This is a genomic window from Exiguobacterium sp. s123, from assembly GCF_018617075.1.
GTDB classification, from domain to species: domain Bacteria; phylum Bacillota; class Bacilli; order Exiguobacteriales; family Exiguobacteriaceae; genus Exiguobacterium; species Exiguobacterium profundum.
The window spans coordinates 45,054-53,555 of sequence record NZ_JACSJL010000011.1 but is presented as its reverse complement, the minus strand read 5'-3'; the positions used below and the strand labels follow the sequence as shown (position 1 = coordinate 53,555).

Sequence of the window (8,502 nt, the reverse complement as noted above, 5' to 3'; positions counted from 1 at the left end):
GCCGAACACAGAAGTTAAGCGTCTCAGCGCCGAAAGTAGTTGGGGGATCTCCCCCTGTGAGGATAGGACGTTGCCAGGCAACAACGCAGGACGACCGAGCATACGCTCGGTCGTTTTTTTTGTTTTAGCGATGCTCTCGAACGAGAGGCATCGCTTTTCGTTTGCCTTTTTTTAAATCAATGATAAAATATAGTCAAAAGTCAAAGATGGTCAGAGGGTGGTGGAGATGAGAAATATTTCGGATGTCATCGAACAGTATTTGAAGCAAGTCTTGAAGGAAAGTCAGGCAAATGCGATTGAAATCAAACGTCAAGATATCGCACAACGATTCGAATGTGTCCCATCCCAAATTAATTACGTCATCAACACACGTTTTACCGTCGAAAAAGGATATTTAGTAGAAAGTAAACGTGGCGGTGGCGGATATATTCGTATTCGACGCGTCATTTTACACGAAAAACAAGATGTTCTCTCTAGTTTGATGGATGTCATTCATGAACATCCACGTTTGAACGAACAGCTCGTTGAAAATGTGCTGATTCGATTGGTTGAAGAACAGATGATGCACGAACAAGAGGCGCAGTTGATTTATCATCTCTTATCAGATGAAGCATTGAACTTACAAGTTGACGATCGCTCCTATATTCGACGTCAACAACTACTCGCGCTGATGAAAGTACTTCGTTATCGTAATGGAGGGTAAGTCGTATGCTATGCGAACGTTGTAAACAACGACCGGCTGTCAATGAAGTCGTTGTCATGGAAAAGGACGTACCCGTAAAAAAACGGCTATGTCGACAATGTACGGTAGAACTTATGACGGGCTATGTCCCGGTCGTAAAGCGTTGCCCAACCTGTCAGATGACGCGCCAAGATTTATTACGTGTACGAAAAGCAGGATGTGCTACGTGTTATACCGTATTTCGTGATGAACTGATTAAAATCACACGTCAATATCAACAAGGACATGATCATCACATCGGTTCGGTCCCTGACCAGTTACGTACACCTCATGAACGAATCGAAGAGCGACTCGAAAAGTTGGCAGGGGAGTTGACCCGCGCTGTCGAACAAGAAGATTATGAACGAGCAGCACGTATTCAAAAAGAAATGAAGCAATTAGAAGGGCAAGGTGATGTCTAATGGAAACGTTCCTAACACATCCACTTGGTCCAAAAATGAAAGAGCGTGCCAAATTGGATGACCTGGTCGTCTCCACAAGAATCCGACTGGCACGTAACGTCAAAGACACTGTGTTTTCGCCGGTCCTCTCTAAAGAAGGAGAACGTCAACTGTGTGATCGTCTCGAAGGGCGGTTACGTGGGTTAAAGGGATTTGAATATCTTCATATGCGTGATTATGATGAAGTCACCCGGCAGGCGTTGATGGAGAAACACTTGATTAGTCCGGCCGTTGCGGCAAACGAAGAAAGTGCAGTCTTTTTAAGTGAAGATGAAACCATCAGTGTGTTGATTAACGAAGAAGATCATTTACGAATTCAGACCTTACTCCCAGGTTATCAAGTGAAAGAGGCGTTTGAAATAGCGAATCAAGTAGACGCATTGTGCGCAGAATCACTCTCCTACGCCTTTGACGAACAGTTAGGCTACTTGACGACATGCCCAAGCAATATCGGAACCGGACTCCGGGCCTCGGTCATGTTACACTTACCGGGACTCACGTTAACGGGTCGAATCAGCCCCATTTTGCGAGAGCTTCGAAAACTTGGCTATACGATTCGAGGTCGTTACGGAGAAGGTAGCGATGCGGCAGGACGGTTGTTCCAGCTTTCAAATCAGCGGACATTGGGCAGTCATGAATCACAGCTGTTAGCTGACTTTATGGAAGTGACAGAACAAGTGATTCAAGCAGAACGTCATGCGCGTGAAGAGCTCATCGCACATCGACAAGAAGAATTAGAGGATCGGTTTTATCGGTCATATGGTATTTTACGATATGCCAAACTTCTTTCTTCTACCGAAGCCATTGAGCGGCTATCTGATTTACATTTAGCGAGTGACCTAGGAATTTTGTCTGATTGGAGTCCGCCGAAGTTTCATGAACTCATCGTTCGGTTACAATCAGGTTTTCTACAAAAACATTTCGGGAAAACATTATCTACGCAAGAACGAGATCGAGAACGAGCGACACTTGTTCGTCGAACGTTAGATCAAGGCTTAGTTTGATCCAACTATAAGGAGGTTATGTCAATGATGTTTGGACGATTTACAGAACGAGCACAACGCGTATTAGCTTTAGCACAAGAGGAAGCCGTACGTCTTGGCCATCATAATATTGGTACAGAACATATTTTATTAGGATTGGTTCGTGAAGGAGAAGGGATTGCGGCAAAAGCGCTCTTCGCCCTCGGATTGACCTCTGAAAAAATCCAACAAGAAGTAGAATCATTGATTGGTCGCGGTTCGGAGAACGGGTCGACGATTCATTACACACCGCGTGCGAAAAAGGTCATTGAGCTCTCGATGGATGAGGCTCGAAAATTGGGACACTCTTACGTCGGAACGGAACACATCCTTCTAGGATTGATTCGCGAAGGAGAAGGGGTCGCGGCACGCGTCCTCAATAACCTTGGAATCAGTTTGACGAAAGCACGTCAACAAGTGTTACAACTTCTCGGGAACACGGAGTCGTCTTCAAATGCTTCGCAACCTGGGGCGAGCGCCGCAACACCAACGCTTGACGGATTGGCACGCGATTTGACACAACAAGCGCGCGAGTCTCGTTTAGATCCGGTCATCGGACGCGCAGGCGAAATTCAACGTGTCATCGAGGTGTTGTCGCGTCGGACGAAGAACAACCCGGTTCTAATTGGGGAACCAGGCGTCGGGAAAACAGCGGTCGTCGAAGGTCTCGCTCAGCAAATCATCAACAACGAGGTACCTGAAACGCTTCGCAACAAACGCGTCATGGTGCTCGATATGGGTACACTCGTCGCAGGTACGAAATATCGTGGTGAATTCGAAGATCGCTTGAAAAAAGTGATGGATGAAATTCGTCAAGCCGGTAACGTCATTCTCTTTATTGATGAGTTGCATACATTGATCGGTGCGGGTGGTGCAGAAGGTGCAATCGATGCGTCGAACATCCTCAAACCGTCATTGGCTCGCGGCGAACTTCAATGTATCGGGGCGACTACACTTGATGAATACCGAAAGTACATCGAAAAAGATGCAGCGCTTGAGCGCCGCTTCCAACCGATTCAAGTGAACGAACCGACAACAGAAGAAGCTGAACAAATCTTACTCGGGTTACGCGATCGCTATGAAGCACACCACCGTGTGACGATTACAGATACGGCGATTCACGAGGCGGTCGTCCTTTCAGACCGTTATATCTCCGATCGTTTCTTGCCGGATAAGGCGATCGATCTCGTCGACGAGGCGGCATCGAAAGTACGACTTCGTTCATTCACGGCACCACCGAATTTGAAAGAGTTGGAATCCCGTCTCGAATCGATTCGTAAAGAGAAAGACTCTGCCGTTCAAAGCCAAGAGTTTGAAAAAGCAGCTTCCCTTCGCGATACGGAACAGAAGTTACGCGATGAGTTAGAAGAGTTGAAAGCAGAGTGGCAGAACAAGCAAGGGAACGAAAAACTTGAAGTGACGAAAGAAGATATCGCTCAAGTTGTTGCGAACTGGACAGGTGTACCGGTCACGAAGATTGCCGAAGAAGAGACAGACCGTCTCCTCAAACTCGAATCGATTCTTCACAACCGTGTCATCGGTCAAGACGATGCGGTGAAATCCATTTCCCGCGCCATCCGTCGCGCCCGGGCCGGATTGAAAGATCCGAAACGTCCAATCGGGTCATTCATCTTCCTCGGACCGACCGGAGTCGGGAAAACAGAGCTCGCCCGTGCAGTTGCCGAAGCGATGTTTGGCGATGAAGATGCCATCATTCGAATCGACATGTCCGAGTACATGGAAAAACATGCGACGAGCCGTCTCGTCGGTTCGCCTCCTGGTTATGTTGGTTACGAAGAAGGCGGTCAATTGACTGAAAAAGTGCGTCGGAAACCGTACTCGGTTATCCTACTCGATGAAATCGAAAAAGCGCACCCAGAAGTATTCAACATCTTGCTTCAAGTGTTAGACGACGGTCGCTTGACGGATTCGAAAGGTCGCACCGTCGACTTCCGAAACACCGTCATCATCATGACGTCTAACGTCGGAGCCGCAGCGCTTCAACGAAACAAATATGTAGGATTCACAGTGGAAGATGATGTGAAACGTGAGTATACAGAAATGAAGGACAAAGTGCTCGAGGAATTGAAGAAAGCGTTCCGACCTGAGTTCTTGAACCGGATTGATGAAATCACAGTATTCCATTCACTTCAAAAAGAGCACATTCAAGAAATCATCAAACTTATGGCAGAGACACTTAAGAAACGTCTCGCCGAGCAAGGTGTTGATTTCAGCTTGACGGATGCGGCACTCGATAAAATTGCCGATGTCGGTTACGATCCGGAATACGGGGCTCGCCCTCTCCGTCGTGCCCTTCAACGGGAAGTGGAGGACCGTCTCTCAGAAGCGATGCTCGGCGGTACAATCGCTAAAGGCAGTAAAGTTGCGCTCGACGTACAAGATGGAGAGTTCGTCGTTCGTAACGAAGGTGTAGTTCAGTAAATCATTCAGCTCCCTCGTCGTTTAGAGGGAGCTTTTTTTAGACAGGAAGGGAACTTATGGCCAAAATTAAAACGAAATACGTCTGCCAATCGTGCGGATATGAATCAGCCAAGTGGATGGGACGCTGTCCGGGTTGTAATGAATGGAATACGCTCGTCGAAGAGTTTGTAGAAGAGAAGAAGGCCAAACGTGGAGCGGCCTTTGTGCATAGTTCATCGCGACAATTGAAACCGGAACGTTTAGCAAACGTCGTCTCACAAGAAGAGACGCGTGTGCATACGAATAGCCGTGAATTTGACCGCGTGCTCGGTGGAGGAATTGTCCCAGGTTCACTCGTCTTAGTCGGAGGGGACCCAGGGATTGGGAAATCAACAATCTTGCTACAGGTCAGCGCTCACTTAGCCCATAGTGGTAAAAAGGTGCTGTACATCTCGGGAGAGGAATCGCTCAAACAGACGAAACTGCGTGCGGAACGGCTCGGCTTACCAACGGATGACTTGTTCGTACTCGCTGAGACGGACATGTTGATGATTGAACGGGTTATTGATGAGGAGCAACCCGGATTTGTCATCATTGACTCGATTCAAACGGTATACATGGATGAGATTCAATCAGCGCCAGGGAGCGTGTCGCAAGTTCGAGAATGTACGGCCGCCCTCATGAAAATTGCGAAAACGCGAGGGATCGCCGTCTTCATCGTCGGTCACGTGACGAAGCAAGGATCGATTGCTGGTCCTCGTTTACTCGAGCATATGGTCGATGCGGTACTTTACTTTGAAGGGGAACGTCATCATACGTTCCGTATTTTACGGGCGGTGAAAAACCGTTTTGGGTCGACGAACGAGATTGGCATTTTCGAGATGAAAGAGAGCGGGCTTGAGGAAGTGCTCAATCCGTCCGAAATATTCTTAGAGGAGCGCACCGGGGGCGTATCAGGCTCGACCGTCGTTGCCTCAATGGAAGGGACACGGACGGTACTTGTGGAACTCCAAGCACTCATCTCTCCGACATCGTTCGGGAACCCGAGACGTATGGCAACGGGCATCGATCAAAACCGAGTCGCGCTTCTCATGGCCGTGCTTGAGAAACGTTCCGGTCTCTTGCTTCAGACGCAGGATGCGTACTTGAAAGCAGCCGGTGGCGTCAAACTGGACGAGCCGGCGATTGACCTTGCGATTTGTATCTCGATCGCCTCGAGTTTCCGCGATCGTCCGACCCGTCCGACGGATGTCTGCATCGGTGAGGTCGGATTGACCGGGGAAGTGCGACGGGTTTCAAGAATCGAGCAACGTGTCGCCGAGGCGGCGAAACTAGGTTTTACACGGGCCATCATCCCGAAAAATAACATGGGGGGATGGACCGCTCCGGCAGGGATTGAAGTCGTCGGGGTCGGGACAGTGGACGAAGCACTCCAGTTGGCGATTCCGTTCTAACGGGTCGCCACTGGCAGTTTTTAACGCTTTGTAACGAACGTGATTGAAAAAATCGTGTTACAATGGAAGTGTTATTTTTTGAAATTTTATTTCATATAGAAGGAGGTGGAATGAGTGAAGATTGCTGTACGAATCGGATTTATTTTGATTGGACTCGTTGTGGGTTGGTTCGGAATCATCGAAGCGACGCTTTTATTAGCAGACCTTGGCATGAATGTGCCGGAGTGGTTAACGATTCCATACGTAGCAAGTTTGATTGGTGGACTTATCTTCTTCATTCTTAGTTTATTCTTAACAGATGGTGTTGTTGCATTTATTCGTTTTGTCGAAGAACGGCTCGTCCGTTTACCCGTAGGGGATATCTTATTCGGTTCGATCGGTCTTATCATTGGGCTCTTGATTGCCTTTTTGATCAGTGTATCGCTTGAAGTCACGAATATCTTCTTACTGAGTAAAATCGTCCCGATTTTTGTCACGGCCCTGTTTGGTTACTTTGGTTTCGCGGTCGGCTATCGGAAGCGTAACGAATGGATCAAACTATTTGTGAAGAGTGAACGGGATAAGCCTGCGGCTGAACCAGTCCAACGCTCGAATGATAAGATTTTAGACACGAGCGTCATCATCGACGGTCGAATCGCGGATATTGCGACGACTGGATTCGTGGAAGGGACATTGATTGTGCCACAATTCGTCATCGGCGAACTGCAATACATCGCCGACTCATCGGATACGTTGAAGCGGAATCGTGGACGTCGTGGACTGGACATTTTGAAGGAACTTCAAGAAAACAAGCGCATCCAGGTTGAGATCTATGATGGAGACTTTGAAGATGTACCGGAAGTCGACATCAAATTGATCAAACTGGCTGAACTGAAAAACGGGATTGTCGTTACGAATGACTACAACTTAAATAAAGTGTGTGAGGTTCGAAATGTACCGGTCTTGAACATCAATGATTTGGCGAACGCTGTCAAACAGATTGTCATTCCTGGTGAAGAGATGGTCGTGACAGTTATTAAAGAAGGAAAAGAACAGAATCAAGGGGTTGCTTACCTTGAGGACGGGACGATGGTCGTCGTGGAGGGCGGACGTAAATTGATTTCGAAGACGCTCCCTGTCGTTGTGACGAGTGTCTTACAAACGTCTGCAGGACGTATGATTTTTGCCCGTCCGGAATAACGGATCAAAAAGAGACGCGAGAGCGCTCTCTTTTTTCACGAAGAGAGGTATTTACATGGTAGCTTATACAGTTGTCATCCCGGCTGCCGGGAGAGGGAAACGGATGGGTGCGGATGCGAATAAGCTCATGCTGACACTCCGTGACAAACCGATTATCGCTTGGACGTTACAGACGTTCGATACCGATCCGTGGTGCGAACGGATTGTGTTAGCCATCCGGCCGGAAGAACGGGACTGGTTCGAGGAGATAACGTCACAGATGAAGACGCCGGTTACATACGTAGCAGGAGGGGAAGAACGACAACAGAGTGTCCATGCAGGACTGAAGGTTGTTGCACCCGATACGATTGTGATGATTCATGACGGTGCCCGTCCGTTTGTGAAACGTGAACAGTTGCATCAAGTGGCTGAAGCGGCACGGCAAGGTGGTGCCATCTTGGCGGTACCCGTTAAAGATACGGTCAAACAAGTTCAACGTCATCACATCGAACGCACCGTTCCCCGTGAAAACTTATGGTTGGCACAAACGCCGCAAGCCTTTCAGGCGAAAGCGATTTTGGCGGCACATGAACGAGCGGTCGAACAACAAGTAATGGGCACGGATGATGCCAGTTTGTTTGAGTGGCTCGGCGAATCGGTACAAGTGGTCCTTGGGGACTATCACAACATCAAAATGACGACGCCCGAAGATTTATTGTTCGGCGACGCGATTTTAGCGGAGGAGGAATTACAATGAGAATTGGTCAAGGGTTTGATGTACACGCATTTGCAGAAGGACGTCCGTTAATCTTAGGAGGGATTGAGATTCCACATGAGCGCGGACTGCTCGGTCATTCTGATGCGGACGTGTTACTCCATACGATTGCGGATGCGGCACTTGGAGCAATTGCGGCAGGTGATATCGGAAAGCACTTCCCGGATACGGACCCGGAATTTAAAGATGCGGATTCGAAAGTATTGCTTCGTCACGTCTGGCAGCTCGTGAAAGACCAAGGGTACGTTCTCGGAAATGTAGATGCGACGGTCATGGCACAACGTCCGAAACTTCGTCCTTACATTGATGAGATGCGAGCGGTCATCGCTGAACTTCTTGAGGCGGACATCGAGCAGGTGAACGTGAAAGCGACGACGACGGAGAAACTGGGCTTCACGGGACGCGAAGAAGGGATTGCGGCGCAAGCGGTCATCTTACTCAACCGGGCTTGACAGAAATGGTATACTATTTGGGCAGAAGAGAAGAAAGG

Annotated in this window: 8 protein-coding genes and 1 rRNA gene; all 9 read left to right on the top strand. The window is 48.5% G+C overall.

Annotation, left to right across the window (positions count from 1 at the left end; all coding sequences use genetic code 11):
• Positions 1-79 (top strand): 5S ribosomal RNA (gene rrf / locus KNO72_RS15960); the annotation flags it as partial.
• A 147-nt stretch (positions 80-226) separates the two neighbouring features.
• Positions 227-703 carry a CtsR family transcriptional regulator gene (locus tag KNO72_RS14745; RefSeq protein ID WP_012727708.1) on the top strand — a complete coding sequence of 159 codons (477 nt, stop codon included), beginning with the start codon at positions 227-229 and terminating at the stop codon, positions 701-703.
• 5 nt (positions 704-708) lie between these two features.
• On the top strand, positions 709-1,143 hold the full coding sequence (locus KNO72_RS14740; protein WP_214758705.1) for a UvrB/UvrC motif-containing protein: 435 nt from the start codon (positions 709-711) through the stop codon (positions 1,141-1,143).
• Positions 1,143-2,186 (top strand): protein arginine kinase, encoded by a 1,044-nt coding sequence (locus tag KNO72_RS14735; RefSeq protein ID WP_214758703.1) that lies wholly within the window; start codon positions 1,143-1,145, stop codon positions 2,184-2,186. The genes KNO72_RS14740 and KNO72_RS14735 overlap by 1 nt, the downstream gene beginning before the upstream one ends.
• Positions 2,187-2,210: 24 nt before the next feature.
• Positions 2,211-4,646 carry an ATP-dependent Clp protease ATP-binding subunit gene (locus tag KNO72_RS14730; RefSeq protein ID WP_078147873.1) on the top strand — a complete coding sequence of 812 codons (2,436 nt, stop codon included), beginning with the start codon at positions 2,211-2,213 and terminating at the stop codon, positions 4,644-4,646.
• A 56-nt stretch (positions 4,647-4,702) separates the two neighbouring features.
• Positions 4,703-6,079, top strand: coding sequence for a DNA repair protein RadA (radA, locus tag KNO72_RS14725; RefSeq protein WP_214758701.1), 1,377 nt, complete (start codon positions 4,703-4,705; stop codon positions 6,077-6,079).
• A gap of 114 nt (positions 6,080-6,193) precedes the next feature.
• Positions 6,194-7,258 carry a PIN/TRAM domain-containing protein gene (locus KNO72_RS14720; RefSeq protein WP_078147872.1) on the top strand — a complete coding sequence of 355 codons (1,065 nt, stop codon included), beginning with the start codon at positions 6,194-6,196 and terminating at the stop codon, positions 7,256-7,258.
• A gap of 55 nt (positions 7,259-7,313) precedes the next feature.
• Positions 7,314-7,994, top strand: a complete 681-nt coding sequence (gene ispD / locus KNO72_RS14715) for a 2-C-methyl-D-erythritol 4-phosphate cytidylyltransferase (RefSeq protein ID WP_078147871.1) — start codon at positions 7,314-7,316, stop codon at positions 7,992-7,994.
• Complete coding sequence (gene ispF / locus KNO72_RS14710; RefSeq protein WP_012727701.1) at positions 7,991-8,464, top strand: 2-C-methyl-D-erythritol 2,4-cyclodiphosphate synthase; 474 nt, start codon at positions 7,991-7,993, stop codon at positions 8,462-8,464. The genes ispD and ispF overlap by 4 nt, the downstream gene beginning before the upstream one ends.
• Positions 8,465-8,502 lie beyond the last annotated feature (38 nt).

Excerpts from the sequence above, each read along its gene's own strand:
- KNO72_RS14745 (WP_012727708.1), top strand. The coding sequence starts at position 227 with ATGAGAAATATTTCGGATGTCATCGAACAGTATTTGAAGCAAGTCTTG.
- KNO72_RS14740 (WP_214758705.1), top strand. The coding sequence starts at position 709 with ATGCTATGCGAACGTTGTAAACAACGACCGGCTGTCAATGAAGTCGTT.
- KNO72_RS14735 (WP_214758703.1), top strand. The coding sequence starts at position 1,143 with ATGGAAACGTTCCTAACACATCCACTTGGTCCAAAAATGAAAGAGCGT.
- KNO72_RS14730 (WP_078147873.1), top strand. The coding sequence starts at position 2,211 with ATGATGTTTGGACGATTTACAGAACGAGCACAACGCGTATTAGCTTTA.
- radA (WP_214758701.1), top strand. The coding sequence starts at position 4,703 with ATGGCCAAAATTAAAACGAAATACGTCTGCCAATCGTGCGGATATGAA.
- ispD (WP_078147871.1), top strand. The coding sequence starts at position 7,314 with ATGGTAGCTTATACAGTTGTCATCCCGGCTGCCGGGAGAGGGAAACGG.
- ispF (WP_012727701.1), top strand. The coding sequence starts at position 7,991 with ATGAGAATTGGTCAAGGGTTTGATGTACACGCATTTGCAGAAGGACGT.